Source organism: Parafannyhessea umbonata (genome assembly GCF_900111255.1).
In the GTDB taxonomy this organism is placed as follows: domain Bacteria; phylum Actinomycetota; class Coriobacteriia; order Coriobacteriales; family Atopobiaceae; genus Olsenella_J; species Olsenella_J umbonata_A.
Genome location: NZ_FOGP01000006.1, coordinates 63486 through 75765, shown reverse-complemented (window position 1 = coordinate 75765; position 12280 = coordinate 63486). Strand labels below are relative to the sequence as shown.

Sequence of the window (12280 nt, the reverse complement as noted above, 5' to 3'; positions counted from 1 at the left end):
GGTGGCGAGTGAGGTTGGCTCGCCGCCTTTTTGCTCGATTTTCTGCCAGGACGTTCCAGAGACGAGGCGATGGGCGTTGCCATATGCGATTGGCGTAGATGTGGGGACGACGAATACCAAGGTGGTCCTGTGCGAGCTGCCCTCCTGTGAGCCCGTGCTGACCGAGCGCTTCCCGAGCCCCATGCACCGTTTCGGTGACAAGGCCGACTACGAGGTGCACGAGCTCGTAAGCAAGGTGCTCGAAGGATTGTCGGCCTGTGCCGTGAGGCTTGGCGCTCGCGCCTCTGAGGTCGAGCTCGTCTCGGTTGCAAGTGTGGGGGAGTCGGGTGTGCTCGTCTACCCCGACGATAGCTTCTCCCCACGTTCGATTGCCTGGTACGACAAGAGGGGAGGGTCTTTCTCGCGCTCTGCCCTCGCATCCGGCTATGCGCGGGACCTCTATCGTATTACGGGCGTCCCCACCCACTCGGCGTCATCGCTGTTCAAGCTGTTGTGGATGCGCGACGCTGGCGCCACCCTCGAGGGTGCGACCTGGCTCACCATGGCAGACTTTATCGCTTGGGTGCTGTGCGGTGAGAAGGGCCAGGATCGAACGCTTGCGTCTAGAACCTCTGCCTACGACGTCAGGCAAGATTGCGTATCCAAGGAGATTCTTGACCACTATGGCCTCCCCCATGGAGTCTTTGCCAAGCTGGTCGACAGCGGCTCTCCCCGTGGGTGTTTGCTTGAACGCGTATGCGAGGGCACGGGGCTTCCTGATACGTGCCGGGTTTGCGTGTCCGGCCACGACCATATGTCGGGTGCTTTCGCCTGTGAAATCCGGACTTCGTCGGAGCTGCTCAACTCGACGGGCACCTCCGAGGGCCTGCTCAGGCTGTCTGACGACTATGGCGAGACGCCTTCGGATGGCTGCCAGGTGACGCGTGGCCGCTACGTAGACGGTCGTACCTTCACCTCGTACGCGTCGCTTCCGACGGCTGGGCTGTCGTTTGACTGGGCTCTGAGGGCGCTGGGGATGGACAGGGACTCGTTCTTTGAGAAGGGCCAGGAAGAGGTCTTCGAGGGCTATCTGAAGGAAAGGTACAAGGACTCGAAGCTCCTGTTCATTCCTCACCTTCGGGGAAGCGGGCCACCTCACAGGAGCGTCGATGCGCGGGCGAACCTCTACGGTCTCAGAGATGAGACCCCGACCGACGAGGTGCTCTTCGCTGTGTTTTCCGGTGTGTGCTTCGAGTTTGCCAGCCTGTTCGACTCTGTGGTTGGCCCATCCGGTGCGAAGGGGCTGGAGTGCGTGAAGGTCATTGGCCCTGCGGTTAGAAATCCCCTCTGGATGCAGCTCAAGGCGGACCTCATAGGCGTGCCCTTCGTCTCGTGCGAGGTGGAAGACGCTGTCGCGCGCGGTTCTGTTCTCGTTTCCGCGACGAAGTGCGGCCTTGCCGCGAAGCTGGAGTATTCGACGCATCGCTTTCTGCCCTCTGCAGAGCGGAGTGCGAGGCTGCTTGAGCGTTACGAGAGGGAGTATTTGCCCCTCGTGCACCTGATCGAGGACTTCGAGTCCGCGTCGTAGCGTGATTGCATGCGCGCCGATCTGGAGATTTGCTCTGGGCCGGCGCGCTCGTCTGAGAAACGAGCGTTAAGCATGCCCTTTCGGCCCGCGAACGCCAAGCACTTCTCCCGTAGAATGAGGTGCTATTGATGACCCCAACGATTGCGGGAGTTGTAGTGGAACCAATCTGGAAAGAGCTCTACGAGGCGGCCAGGGCAGCCCAGAGGCCCAGAGAGATATCGGAGCGCGTCTACGCGGGCGGCGTCGCCGCGGCGGTGGAGTCCGCCTCGGGCAGGATCTACACCGGCGTGTGCGTGGACACCTCGTGCACGCTGGGCATCTGCGCCGAGCGCAACGCCCTGTTCAACATGATCACCAACGGTGAGGGAGAAGTGCTTCGCGTGCTCGCGCTGATGCCCGACGGATCCTGCGCCGCGCCCTGCGGTGCGTGCAGGGAGTTCATCGCGCAGCTGATGCCCGGGCGCTACCAGGACGTCGAGGTAATGCTGGACTACTCCGCGCAGAGGGTCGTGACCATGGGAGGGCTCACGCCCGAGTGGTGGATCTAGGGCGGGTTTTGCGTCTCTTGCTGCTCGCAAACCGTTTATCACGTTTGAGCATCTTTGGGTTGAGTCGCATCGCAACGATGTCCTAACTGGCAAGCGAATTGCGCGCGCAGCTTGATTTCAATCGGGACGATGACTTACCAAAGCCATCTGCGAAGTTCACAATCTAGCCGGTGAATCTCCCAGTTGCCTCCGAAGCTGGTTCCTTCGATAAAGCGATTGTTGTGGACGGCTTCAGGTGCTATTTCCGGGCTAGTTCTGGAAGCATTGCCGCGACGAGCTCGGCAACGGCCTCGTGGCTCTCGATGTCCACCACGAGCATGGGCCTTGCGCCATCGTAGGGCAGCTCGCGTTGCGACAGACGCTCCTGGGCCGCGGGGACCCCGGCGCGTGACCAGCGCTAGGCCATCGCAAGCGCCTGTCGCTGTGGCCATTCTACGTCTATCAGCCCGCTCCTTGGCCTGTGACGGGTGGCTTACAATGCAAGCGTTGGGTTGGCGGCGGCCGGGCGTGGCGTCCAGGTGCCGCAAGGCGGCGGAGAAGGGCGTGGTGCGAATGGCCGAGTGGGCAGAGGCCGGCGCGAGCAAGGTCGGCGCAGGCAAGTCCGGCGCGACCGCCTGCCGGGCGTGGTTCGAGGGCGACCCGCTGCTGGAGGACTACCACGACCACGAGTGGTGCAAGCCCAGCCACGACGACCGATTCCAGTTCGAGATGCTCTGCCTCGAGGGCGCGAGCACCGGCCTCTCGTGGAAGACCATCATGCGCAAGCGCCGGACGTACCTGGATGCCTTCTGCAACTTCGACGTCGCCGCGTGCGCGGCGCTCGGCGACGTCGCGCTGGAGGGCCTCCTGGAAAACCCCGGCATCGTGCGCAACCGTGCGAAGGTTTTCGGCGTGCGGAGAAACGCCCGAGCCGTTCTCCGGATTCAGCGCGAACTTGGCAGCTTTGACGCGTACCTGTGGGACTTCGTGGGCGGGAGCCCCATCGACGGGCACTGGGCGTCCGTCGACCAGATTCCCACAAAGTCGGACGAGTCGCGTCGACTGAGCGCGGACCTTAGGCATCGTGGGATGGTCTTCGTGGGGCCGACCATCACCTATTCGTTCATGCAGGCCGTGGGCCTGGTGAACGACCACCTGCGCGACTGCCCCTGCCGCTAGCGCACGGACACCAGGGCGCAAGATGCGTCGCCTAGCAAGAGAAAACGGCACCGGTGCCAGGGGGCTGCCGGTGCCAGGTTGCCAGATGCTATCCCTCGATTGCGGTGCGGAACCACTTGGTGAGGCTTGTGGGGTGCGTGATGCCCGTGCCCACGACGACCGCCCAGGCGCCCGCGTCGATGGCCGCGGCACCGTCGGCGGGCGTGTGCACGTGGCCCTCGCAGATGATGGGCAGATCCGGGAACTCCAGCGTCGCCTGGTGCAGGAGGGCGATGTCGGGACCTTCGTCCATGGTGGTCTGAATCGCGGGCTTGTTGTGGCTCAGCGTGGTCGAGACCAGGTCGCAGCCGCAGGTGACGGCGCGGCGGATGTCCTCCATGGTCATGCAGTCTGCCATGACGAGGGTCTCGCACTGGGCGCGCAGGTCGCGTACCGTCTGCTCGAACGTGCGGCCGTCGGGGCGGGGCCGGTCGGTCGCGTCGATGGCGACGACGTCGGCGCCGGCGTTCACGCAGGCCACGGCGTGGCGCAGGGTGGGGGTGATGTAGACGCCCTCGTGCCCCTCCTTCCACAGTCCGATGACGGGCACCTCGACCCGTCCCTTGATGGCGGCGATGTCGGCGAGGCCCTGGCAGCGGATGGCGGCGGCACCGCCCTCCTCGCAGGCCTGGGCCATCTGCGCCATGGTCTCCGGGTGGCGCAGGGGCTCGCCGGGATACGCCTGGACGCTTACGATGAGCCTACCCTTGAGGCTCTGGACGAGAGGTGCAACCTCCATGGTTCTCTTCCTTCCTTGGGCGAGCGGCGCTGCCGCGCCCCCTGCCTGATGCTTTCCTTCTGATTCGTGATGCCGTCGCATCGTCGCCCGTATTCGGGACGCGTGCCCTGCGCTTCTTTGCATTCGCGCGGTCCTGGGGAGCTGTGGCACCGATGCGCATGATAGGCGGGGCGAGCCGAAGGCGGCCCGCCCCGTCGTGATTCGAAACCGTCGGGATTCGAACGCGGTCGCCGCCCCTTGCGGCTGGGTGTCAGGCTAGACGGCCAGGATGGTCGTGAAGTAGCCGATGATCGAGATCGCGAGGAAGAGGAGCATCGTCTTGCCGGCGCCCCAGTTCTTCTTGACCATGAGCCAGTAGGTGACGAACGAGAGGATCAGCACGGGCAGCGCGGGGAAGATGGAGTCGAGGATGTCCGCGATGCTGATCGAGAGGTCGCCGCTGGTGTAGACCAGGCCGATGTTGAACTTGGTGTAGGCCGCGACGATGGCGCCCACGACGATAAGGCCAACGACCTCGGCCGCGCGGGTGACCTTGTCCTTCACGCCGCCGGAGAGAACGAGCTCTGCCGCGTTGGCGCCCGCCTTCACGCCGTAGCTGAAGAGGAACCACGTGAGCGGGAGCATAATCGCGAGGAAGGCGACCACGTAGAAGAGCGGGCCCGTAAGCTCGCCGTTGGGGCACAGGCCCAGGGCGATGGAGAGCAGGATGGGGATGAGGGTGCCCGGCAGGAGCGAGTCGCCGATGCCGGCGAAGGGCCCCATGAGGGCCGTCTTGATCGCGTTGATGAACTCGGGCGTGACGTCGTCGTTGCCCTCGGCCTTGGATGCCTCCATGCCGAGCACGATTCCGGGGACGATCGACCCCAGGTAGGGCTCGGTGTTGAAGAACACCTCGTGGCGCTCGAGCATCTCCTGCTGCGACTCCTTGTCGCCGGGGTAGAGGTCCTCGCGAATGTCGCCGAGCATCTTAATGATGGCAGGGCCCTGCATCCTCTCGAAGTTCTGCATCGAGAGGTTCCAGAACATCCAGTCCCAGTACGCACGACGGGTGGCCTTCTTGCTGAGCTTGGTGGCGCCGCCCGTGGGCTCGGTTGCCTCGTTCTTCTCTTCTGCCATTGTTACTCACCAGCCTTCTGGGTCTCGGCCGCGGAACCGCTTCCGCGGTAGTCAAGGTATGCGACGACGAGGGCGAAGACCACGATGGGGACCATGCTGAGGTTGAGGACCGCGGTCAGCGCGAAGCCGGCGCAGAACAGGATGAGCTCAATGTCCTTCTTGCAGATCATGCGCATGAGCAGCATGAAGCCGACGAGCGGGAGCATGTTGGCGAAGATCTGAAGGATGTCGGTCACCTGGGTGGGCATGGCGTTGACCAGCGTGGTGATGAGGTCTGCGCCGAAGTAGTTGATCAGCAGAATGGGGACGAAGCGCAGGACGAAGTTGGTGATCTGGCCCCAGACGGGAACCATGGCCGCGGCGTCGAGCTTGCCGGCCTCGACCAGCGCATCCTGCTTGTGGACGAAGAACAGGTTGATTGCGCAGAGTCCGTAAACCGCCAGAACGCCAAGCGTGGAGAGGGGCACGGCCAGCGCGAGTGCGTACTCCTTGCCCGCACCGGCGACCATGGCCAGCGGGATGCCGATCCACGCGGCGAAGTTGACGTCGGCGGGCATGGTGCCACCGGGGGTGACCAGACCGATGTAGAGCATCTGGATGGCCGCGCCCATGATGATGCCCGTCTGGACGTCACCCAGGATGAGGCCGATGATCAGACCGGATACCAGGGGGCGTCCGATGGTGTACCAACCGGCGAGTCCGCCGATGAGCACCGGCGAGTAGATGGAGCCCATCCACCCGAACAGTGCGAGAAGGAATGCCTGAAGGAATGTCATGGCAATGCTCCTTTCGAACGATGTTCCTTGCTGCCTTGCGTGCGACTTTGGTTGGCGTGGCCTAAGCCGCGCCGCCTTGGCCTAGAACCTGTCCGCCACGTCGGCCCACTCGACCTTTGGCTGCGACGGGATCTGCTGGAAGTAGACGTGGGCGCCCTTGGCGACGGCCTCCTTGACCGCCTGGGCCTCAGATGCCGTGAGGTGCGCCGCGGCGTGGACCTCGGTTGTGTCCTTGCGTTTGCTCATGGGCCCGACGTTGAGCTCGAGCGGCATGTCTGCGACCTTCTCCAGAAGATCGCGATAGACCTCGGGCGTCTTCATGAGCACGAGCGTGCGTTCGTCGTTGGCGAGCGCTGCCTCAATCAGGGGGACGGCCTCGCTGACGGTGTAGGCGCCAGCCTTCATCGAGGCCGGGACCGCCGTCTCGAATACCTTCTTGAGTACGGGGTTGGTGGCGGTGAGGTTGTCGACCACGATGATTCTTTCGATGTGGTTCAACTTCACGACGACGGTCATCGTCTGGCCATGGATCAGGCGATCGTCGCATCGTACCAGTGCAATCATTCGTTCTCCCTTCCGTCCGATGCTTGCTGGTGCTATCTCGCGCCCGCGGGCGGGCGGAGCTGCCAAAGGCGCTAGGTGCACAGCGCGGCGACGCGGGCCTCGCGGCCGATTGCGCGCCGAAGGTCGCTCGAGTGCGTGTTGAGCAGCACGAACGGCGGGACCTTGGGACCCAGCTGCTCCTCGATGCGCATCATGTTCCGGATGGCGGACCCGCTGTCGTACGCGTCGTGCTTGGGGTTGGCGAACCTGAGGAACACCGTATTGATGGAGAAGAGCCGCGGGATGGTGCGGGTGAGCTCCGCCAGTCGCTCGACGGCCTGCGCCTCGAGCTCGCCGGTGCCAAGGCCGCCCTGCCCGAGGTCGAAGCTGGCGAAGCTGCCGTTTCGCATGGGGAGCATGGAGCCGTTCTGCGTGATGCTGACGAGCACGTGCGAGCCGCAGCTGACGAGGGCGTGGTTGGCGCCGACGTCCTCGGGAGACCCGCTGATGATGTGGCGCTCGGTGCATTCCTGCGCGGTCGCCTGGACCACGGGGATGCCAAGCGTCGCGGAGAGCGCTTCGACCAGCTGCTCCTGCCGCGTGACGCTCAGCTCGAGTGCAATGTCGTCCCCTAGGACGACGCCCATGCCGCGTATGGGCGCGGGGAAGGGGCGGGGCCTGTCGGTGAGCGAGACGGTGTGCGCGACATGGTCCACCAGGTCGTCTGCGCCGGCCCACGGATGGTCGAGCCTCTGGCCGCCCAGGCTCTTGAGGTTCATGTCATACTCGGCGAGGGTGATGCCGTCACGGTTGACCGAGAGCGCGAGCACGCTTCCGTACGAGGGGTTGATCTTGATGGGAATGCGGCTGCGGCCCTCGGTGGCGACGCGTCCCACGTCCTCGGCGAGGACGCCTTCGGTCATGAGGAGCGCCACCACGCGCGTCACGGTGGATGCGGAGAGTCCGGTTGCGTCGGCAATCTGCGTGCGGGAAGGGGCCTTGCCCTCAACCACCGCCTGGATGACCCGGGAGCGGTTGGAGGTGACGACCTTGGTGATGCCGAAGCTGCCCATGCTGCCCTTCTCCCTTGAGCTCGTGTGACGAAACCGTGTGCCCGTGCTGCCCGATTGCCGGGACCAAGGCGAGCGGCGTTGCCCCTGGGGGCTAAAAGAGCTGGTACGGTGACGTACAAGACGAACGGAGCTGGAAATGAGACTTATTTGCAAGGTGAAAATAAGTCGTTAGCGCAAGGGTGCTCCTCGGACTCGGATTTGTAAATCGAAGTGGGCGCAGGCGTTCGTTAATCGGCACCGAGTGGTAACAAATCTGACCCCGAATCCGCTAACGGGCGGCTTGCGGGCATGGGTGGCGCAAGGGCCGTGCGATAGAATGGACTGGTTGGGCGCGCGAACAGACGGACGCGTTGCCTTGGGATTTCTGGATTGACCGTCGCCGCGCGGATGCGCGGCCGTGAGGAGGAGTGCAATGGCTGAGCTTGAGGACGTCAAAGACGTGCAGACGGAGGAAGGCGTGGTTGAGGTTGCTGGCGCTGAGGTCACTGGTACCGAGGGCGCTGGCGCTGAGGCTGCCGGCGCGCCGACCATCGAGCCGCTGATGGATGACATCGACTTTGACACGTTCTCGAAGTCCGACATGCGCGTCTGCAAGGTTCTGGACTGCGTCGCTGTGAAGAAGAGCAAGAAGCTGCTCCGGTTTACGCTGGATGACGGTTCGGGCACCGAGCGCACGATCCTCTCGGGTATCCACATGTACTACGAGCCCGATGAGCTTGTTGGAAAGACGGTCGTCGCGATCGTGAACATCCCGCCGCGCAAGATGATGGGCATCGACTCGTGCGGCATGCTGCTTTCGGCCGTGTGGGAGGTCGCGGGCGAGGAGCGCCTGAGCCTGCTGATGGTCGACGACGCGATTCCCGCGGGCGCGAAGCTGTACTAGCGCCTGCCGGGTCGGTGACGGGCCGGTGGCAGCGACGGGTTGGGGCCACCGGCAGCCTGAGGTTCGTTGCGGGCTGGGGCCCCGAGATGGAGGCCCTTCTTCCCGTGCGCGGAAGCGGGCCTGATGCGGAAGCGGGCCCGAAAAAAGAGGGGGGCGGCCCGGTTGTGCGCTTCCGGGCCGCCTAGGGGGGGGATTGGCTTTTGTGGCGGCGCTGCCGGCGGGCGGCGCCGCTTTTTTGGCGCTAGGCCTTGTAGGAGGAGCCGAGGTTGTCCATGTGGCTCATGACGAGCTGCTTGATCTCTTCCATCGCGGGCTTGGCAGCCTTCTTGGGATCGAAGGTGTCGGGGTACTTGGACATGAAGCCCATGAAGCCGCGCGTGTAGGCCTGGCGCAGCTCGGTGGCGTAGTTGACCTTGCAGATGCCGTTCTTGATTGCCTCTGCGACCTGGTCGTCGGGCACGCCGGAGGTGCCGTGGAGGACCAGGGGAACGTCGACGCGGCTGCGGATGTCCTTCAGGACCTGCTGCTCGATGTGGGGCGTTCCCTTGTAGACGCCGTGCGCGGTGCCGACGCCGACGGCGAGGCTGGAGCACAGCGTGGTCTCGACGAACTGCTGGGCCTGGTCGGGATCGGTGTAGGGGCTCTCGCCCTCGACCGCCGGGCCGTCGTCCTCCTTGCCGCCGACCTTGCCGAGCTCGGCCTCGACGGGGATGTCGAGGGGAAGGGCGACCTTCGTGACCGAGGCGGTCAGGTCGATGTTGTCCTCGAACTTCTCGTGAGAGCCGTCGATCATGACGGAGGTGTAGCCTGCGTGCATGGCCTGCATGCAGCGGTCGAATCCGTCGCCGTGATCAAGGTGAATTGCGACGGGGACCGAGGCATTCTGGGCGGCGACGCGGGCCATTGCCGCGAAGTAGTCCAGCGACGCGTACTTCACGGTTCCCGGAGTGGTCTGCATGATGACGGGGGAGTGCCTCTCTTCTGCCGCGGCGATGACGGCCATGACGAACTCGAGGTTCTCGACGTTGAACGCGCCGACCGCGTAGTGGCCGTCCTGTGCCTTGAGAAGCATTTCCTTTGTGGTTGTCAGCATGAGCGTGACCCCTTTCGCCGGTGCGTCGGGTGTTTTTGCCCCCGGCGTCGTTGTTGTTTGCGGCTATTCTATTGGGGTTTTCGTTTTGACGTTTTCCTTTCATTTTGCGAAAAGGCCTAAAATGAAAAGAAAAAGGGAATGATTAGCGTTACGCTCCTGTTCGGCAAGCTCAGACACGGTATTCCTCGGTTGGTTCCCAAAAGAAAAGAAAGTCGAATACTTGTTTTTGCCGAAAGGAAAAGAAACACACGAGCTACACAATTGACGTTGAAGTAGCGCGTCTTGAGGGCATCCTCGCAGGTGCTCGAGGGAGGAAGTCATGGATCTGCCCCAGGAAGCAACCCACCAGAAGCTCTATGTCGAGGAGAGGCGAGCCGCCATCCTGTCGATGCTCCGGCAGAACTCGTCGGTGCAGGTGTCGGAGATCGCCGAGACGTTTGGCGTCTCGCGCGTGACGGCGCGCGCCGACCTGGACGCGCTCGAGCGTGACGGCAAGCTTCGCAGGACGCACGGCGGAGCGGTCTCGCTCTCCAAGACGCTCACGGTTTCCATCCAGGACGCTCGCGTGAACGTAAACGTCGGGGCGAAGCGGGCGATTGGCGTTGCGGCATCGGCCCTGGTTTCGGACGGAGACTCGATTCTGGTCGACTCCGGCACGACGGCCCTCGAGTTCGTGCGCGCCTTGGGCGGAAAGAGCGGCGTCACGGTCGTGACGGACGACTTCACTATCGCCGACTTCGTGGATCGCTCGATGCCAGCGATGAACGTCATCATGCTGGGCGGAAGGTTGAGGAAGGGCCATCGCTATACCTGCGGTCCCATGGCCCTGTCTGCCCTGAGGATGCTCCATCCCGACAAGGCCTTCGTCGTCCCGACCTCGTTCGTCCCCGGGCGCGGCTTCATGACCAACTACCAAGCGATGGCCGAGCTCAAGCAGGCGTTCCTCTCGTGCGCCGAGACCACCGTGGCGCTTCTGGACTACGCGAAGGTCGGCGCGTCGGGGCTTATGCGTTTCGGCTCGCTTGAGGACGTCGACACGGTCGTAGCGGACAGTGACCCCGAAGGATTGCTCGCCGCCGAGGCCGCCGATTGCGACGCGCGCCTGGTGATTGCGTCTCCGGAGGCATAGCGCGCGGGAGGGGTGCCGTTGCACAAAGGGTGACGAACGACGTGGGCGGTCACCCGAATCGGCCGCCGGAAGCCCTGCGGTCACCCGAATCGCCCGCAAGAAGCACTTCCCTCCACGTTTGCCCAGCAAAACTGGGCCCAGAGAGTTGCCGCGAGCCGATTTGGGCGACCAAAGAGCTTATCTGAAGCGATTCGGGTGACCGAAGGGGCAATCGGCATGCCGCGCGAGGATCTCCCTTTCGCAAAGTCGCAGGATATGCCGTTGGGCCCTGCACAGATGACGCCGAGCGGTGTGTTTCGTCCACACCGCTCGGCTGTATTTGCGAAACAGTGGCCCTCGAGCTGTAAATCTTGCCCGAAGTACACTGGTCGCGATGACTTGCGCACGCCTAGGCGCCGCCTAAGCGATTTTCTCCACAGTCGTGCGCGAGAGGAGGTCGCGCGCAACGCCCATGTCGAAGTGACCGGTGGAGGGGGAGAGGCAGTTCGCGCTCGCGCAGCTCATGGCATAGGCGAGCTGCGCGTCGGGCGCCATGCCACGCGCGATGCCGACGGCAAAGGCTCCGACCATGGTGTCTCCCGCGCCGACGGGGTTGACCACCTCGATGGCAGGGGCAATCCCGCGAAACACTCCCTCGTCGCAGGCCATCAGCGCGCCGTCTCCTCCCAGTGAGACGACGACCTTCTGGATGCCCTGCTCGTGCAGGTCGGATGCCGCGCGTGCGACCTCGTCGAGCGAGGATACGCAGCGGCCCAGGAGCTGGCCGATTTCGTCGGTGTTCGGCTTGACCATGGTGGGACACGCCCTGATGCCCTCTCGCAGCAGCTCTCCGGAAGTGTCCAGGATGACGGGGACGCCCGTCTGCTTGATGCGTTCGACCAGCGTGGCGTAGGTGTCGGTCGGCAGCCCCTTGGGCACGCTTCCGTTGATGGTCACCACGTCGGCATCTTTCAACAGCTCGTCGATGCGCCTCAGGAACGCGCCGACCTCGTCGGGGGTCACCTCGCGTCCCGGCTCGAGGAACTCGGTCGAGCGACCGTCGGGATCGAGCACGTTCACACAGCAGCGCGTCTCGTTCTTCACGTGCACGAAGCTCTCGCTGATGCCGTCCTGGGCGAGAAGTTCGCAGAGGAGCCGGCCGTTGTTTCCTCCGCAGAAGCCCGTCGCAATCACGTCTTCGCCACATGTTGAAATGGCTCGCGAGGCGTTGAGCCCCTTTCCGCCGGCAACGTTGATGCACTCCTTCACGCGCATCACCGTGCCATCTGCGATGGGCTCTGTCAGGCAATACGCCTTGTCAATGGAGGTGTTGAGGGTGATCGTGAGTACCATTCGGCTGTCCTCTCTCGTGAGACGAGCTCGAAACACTGTTTCCTATGCCTTTCAGTGAATAGACGATTTTGATACCAGTTGTCAAGAAATGCTGCGTGCCGCAAGGCGTCTCGCATATGTTGACCACGGCGCGCCACTGTTGGTCCTTTGACACGACGAGCTTAACTGGTATCTCAATGCCAATACCATCTACCTGCGGATACGCTGGTATTAGGATGGTGGGCCAAAAGCTCAAAAATTTGGAGAGTCGTTTGTCGATTTGTCATTGACCGATGGTTTGTAGG

12 protein-coding genes are annotated in these 12280 nt (G+C 63.6%); 5 read left to right on the top strand and 7 right to left on the bottom strand.

What is annotated here, in order from left to right:
* Position 1: 1 nt before the first annotated feature.
* From BMY31_RS07780 to BMY31_RS07770, 3 genes are all read left to right on the top strand, one after another.
* Positions 2 to 1567 carry an FGGY-family carbohydrate kinase gene (locus BMY31_RS07780; protein ID WP_091009564.1) on the top strand — a complete coding sequence of 522 codons (1566 nt, stop codon included), beginning with the start codon at positions 2 to 4 and terminating at the stop codon, positions 1565 to 1567.
* Between the two features lie 155 nt (positions 1568 to 1722).
* On the top strand, positions 1723 to 2115 hold the full coding sequence (locus BMY31_RS07775; RefSeq protein WP_091009561.1) for a cytidine deaminase family protein: 393 nt from the start codon (positions 1723 to 1725) through the stop codon (positions 2113 to 2115).
* Between the two features lie 552 nt (positions 2116 to 2667).
* Positions 2668 to 3273: a DNA-3-methyladenine glycosylase I gene (locus tag BMY31_RS07770; RefSeq protein ID WP_091009558.1), complete on the top strand. Its 606-nt coding sequence runs from the start codon at positions 2668 to 2670 to the stop codon at positions 3271 to 3273.
* 88 nt (positions 3274 to 3361) lie between these two features.
* Here the strand turns inward: BMY31_RS07770 and BMY31_RS07765 are convergent, their stop codons facing one another.
* The 5 genes from BMY31_RS07765 to BMY31_RS07745 all read right to left on the bottom strand — a co-directional run bounded on the left by BMY31_RS07765 (position 3362) and on the right by BMY31_RS07745 (position 7559).
* Positions 3362 to 4051: an N-acetylmannosamine-6-phosphate 2-epimerase gene (locus BMY31_RS07765; protein ID WP_091009556.1), complete on the bottom strand. Its 690-nt coding sequence runs from the start codon at positions 4049 to 4051 to the stop codon at positions 3362 to 3364.
* 255 nt (positions 4052 to 4306) lie between these two features.
* A complete protein-coding gene (locus BMY31_RS07760; RefSeq protein ID WP_091009553.1) occupies positions 4307 to 5167 on the bottom strand; it encodes a PTS system mannose/fructose/sorbose family transporter subunit IID in 861 nt (286 codons plus the stop codon).
* Positions 5168 to 5169: 2 nt separating this feature from the next.
* The gene (locus BMY31_RS07755; protein ID WP_078687127.1) at positions 5170 to 5943 is read right to left on the bottom strand and encodes a PTS mannose/fructose/sorbose/N-acetylgalactosamine transporter subunit IIC; all 774 of its coding nucleotides are present in this window, start codon (positions 5941 to 5943) and stop codon (positions 5170 to 5172) included.
* Positions 5944 to 6024: 81 nt separating this feature from the next.
* Positions 6025 to 6507, bottom strand: coding sequence for a PTS system mannose/fructose/N-acetylgalactosamine-transporter subunit IIB (locus tag BMY31_RS07750; protein ID WP_078687126.1), 483 nt, complete (start codon positions 6505 to 6507; stop codon positions 6025 to 6027).
* 71 nt (positions 6508 to 6578) lie between these two features.
* Positions 6579 to 7559: a helix-turn-helix domain-containing protein gene (locus BMY31_RS07745; protein WP_078687125.1), complete on the bottom strand. Its 981-nt coding sequence runs from the start codon at positions 7557 to 7559 to the stop codon at positions 6579 to 6581.
* Positions 7560 to 7971: 412 nt separating this feature from the next.
* Here BMY31_RS07745 and BMY31_RS07740 point away from each other — a divergent pair, with 412 nt between their 5' ends.
* Complete coding sequence (locus BMY31_RS07740) at positions 7972 to 8442, top strand: methionine--tRNA ligase subunit beta (protein ID WP_091009550.1); 471 nt, start codon at positions 7972 to 7974, stop codon at positions 8440 to 8442.
* 241 nt (positions 8443 to 8683) lie between these two features.
* On the opposite strand, the gene BMY31_RS07735 is transcribed toward BMY31_RS07740, so the two are convergent.
* Positions 8684 to 9535, bottom strand: coding sequence for a class II fructose-bisphosphate aldolase (locus BMY31_RS07735; protein ID WP_091009548.1), 852 nt, complete (start codon positions 9533 to 9535; stop codon positions 8684 to 8686).
* Positions 9536 to 9854: 319 nt separating this feature from the next.
* Here BMY31_RS07735 and BMY31_RS07730 point away from each other — a divergent pair, with 319 nt between their 5' ends.
* Positions 9855 to 10664 carry a DeoR/GlpR family DNA-binding transcription regulator gene (locus tag BMY31_RS07730; protein ID WP_078687122.1) on the top strand — a complete coding sequence of 270 codons (810 nt, stop codon included), beginning with the start codon at positions 9855 to 9857 and terminating at the stop codon, positions 10662 to 10664.
* Between the two features lie 399 nt (positions 10665 to 11063).
* On the opposite strand, the gene BMY31_RS07725 is transcribed toward BMY31_RS07730, so the two are convergent.
* A complete protein-coding gene (locus BMY31_RS07725; protein ID WP_091009546.1) occupies positions 11064 to 11996 on the bottom strand; it encodes a 1-phosphofructokinase family hexose kinase in 933 nt (310 codons plus the stop codon).
* Between the last annotated feature and the right edge of the window lie 284 nt (positions 11997 to 12280).

What these genes read in the sequence shown, in the direction of transcription:
- BMY31_RS07770 (WP_091009558.1), top strand. Translation starts at nt 2,668, where the DNA reads ATGGCCGAGTGGGCAGAGGCCGGCGCGAGCAAGGTCGGCGCAGGCAAG.
- BMY31_RS07765 (WP_091009556.1), bottom strand. Translation starts at nt 4,051, where the DNA reads ATGGAGGTTGCACCTCTCGTCCAGAGCCTCAAGGGTAGGCTCATCGTA.
- BMY31_RS07760 (WP_091009553.1), bottom strand. Translation starts at nt 5,167, where the DNA reads ATGGCAGAAGAGAAGAACGAGGCAACCGAGCCCACGGGCGGCGCCACC.
- BMY31_RS07755 (WP_078687127.1), bottom strand. Translation starts at nt 5,943, where the DNA reads ATGACATTCCTTCAGGCATTCCTTCTCGCACTGTTCGGGTGGATGGGC.
- BMY31_RS07750 (WP_078687126.1), bottom strand. Translation starts at nt 6,507, where the DNA reads ATGATTGCACTGGTACGATGCGACGATCGCCTGATCCATGGCCAGACG.
- BMY31_RS07745 (WP_078687125.1), bottom strand. Translation starts at nt 7,559, where the DNA reads ATGGGCAGCTTCGGCATCACCAAGGTCGTCACCTCCAACCGCTCCCGG.
- BMY31_RS07740 (WP_091009550.1), top strand. Translation starts at nt 7,972, where the DNA reads ATGGCTGAGCTTGAGGACGTCAAAGACGTGCAGACGGAGGAAGGCGTG.
- BMY31_RS07735 (WP_091009548.1), bottom strand. Translation starts at nt 9,535, where the DNA reads ATGCTGACAACCACAAAGGAAATGCTTCTCAAGGCACAGGACGGCCAC.
- BMY31_RS07730 (WP_078687122.1), top strand. Translation starts at nt 9,855, where the DNA reads ATGGATCTGCCCCAGGAAGCAACCCACCAGAAGCTCTATGTCGAGGAG.
- BMY31_RS07725 (WP_091009546.1), bottom strand. Translation starts at nt 11,996, where the DNA reads ATGGTACTCACGATCACCCTCAACACCTCCATTGACAAGGCGTATTGC.